This window comes from Dechloromonas sp. ZS-1, from assembly GCF_039649255.1.
Lineage (GTDB): Bacteria > Pseudomonadota > Gammaproteobacteria > Burkholderiales > Rhodocyclaceae > Azonexus.
The window spans coordinates 1-1,002 of the sequence record NZ_JBDIYD010000038.1; the positions used below are offsets into that span (position 1 = coordinate 1).

Annotated in this window: 1 protein-coding gene; it reads left to right on the top strand. The window is 52.7% G+C overall.

What is annotated here, in order from left to right:
• Positions 1–56 precede the first annotated feature (56 nt).
• On the top strand, positions 57–1,002 hold a 946-nt coding region (locus tag AACO21_RS16660), incomplete at its 3' end, for an IS481 family transposase (protein ID WP_346193645.1).

Below are 1,002 nucleotides of genomic sequence, written 5' to 3' on the forward strand. Positions count from 1 at the left end.
TGTTTAGTCCCACAGTGTGGTGGTGTAATTTATAGCCAGCTACGGAGGGATGAGTTATGGGACAGGTACTCCACGGATGCGCCCGTACGACAGAGGCAGTGCGTCGAGCGATACAACATAGTCAAGCGAGCCTGAACGCACTGGCGGCGCAGTACGGGATCAACCCAAAGACGGTATCCAAATGGCGTCAGCGCCAGCATGTCAATGATTCGCCCATGGGGCCGAAGCAGGTCCGTTCATCCGTTCTGACACCTGAAGAGGAAGCAGCAATCGTGGCGTTTCGCCGCTATACGCTTCTGCCTTTGGATGATTGCCTCTACTCTTTGCAGTCAAGCATTCCCCATTTGACGCGCTCGTCCCTGCATCGATGCCTGCAACGGCATGGTATTTCACGATTGCAGGATGTTGAGGGCGATAAGCCAGCCAAGAGGAAATTCAAGGCTTACCCAGTTGGATATTTCCACATCGATATCGCTGAGGTGCAGACCGATGAAGGCCGCTTGTACCTGTTTGTGGCTATCGATAGAACATCAAAGTTTGCCTACGCCGAGCTACACCCACGAGCGACACGCTTGATTGCTCGTGATTTCCTGTCCTGCCTGATTGAAGCAGTGCCCTACACAATTCACACCATCCTCACCGACAACGGTATCCAATTTGCCGTGCGCAAGGGAACAGAAGGAAATTGGGCTATTCCGTTTGATCGGGTATGCAACGCCCATGGAATCGAGCATCGCCTGACTCAAGTGCGTCACCCGTGGACGAATGGACAGGTGGAGCGCATGAATCGAACCATCAAAGATGCCACGGTAAAGCGCTACTACTACCAGACACATGAGCAGTTGAAAGGTCACTTGCAGACCTTCTTGATGGCTTACAACTTTGCCAGGAGATTGAAGACCCTGAAGGGCCTGACGCCTTATGAGTTCGTCTGCAAAACCTGGACAAAAGAACCCGAACGCTTCAGGATCAACCCGATCCAGCACACCGTGGGACTAAACA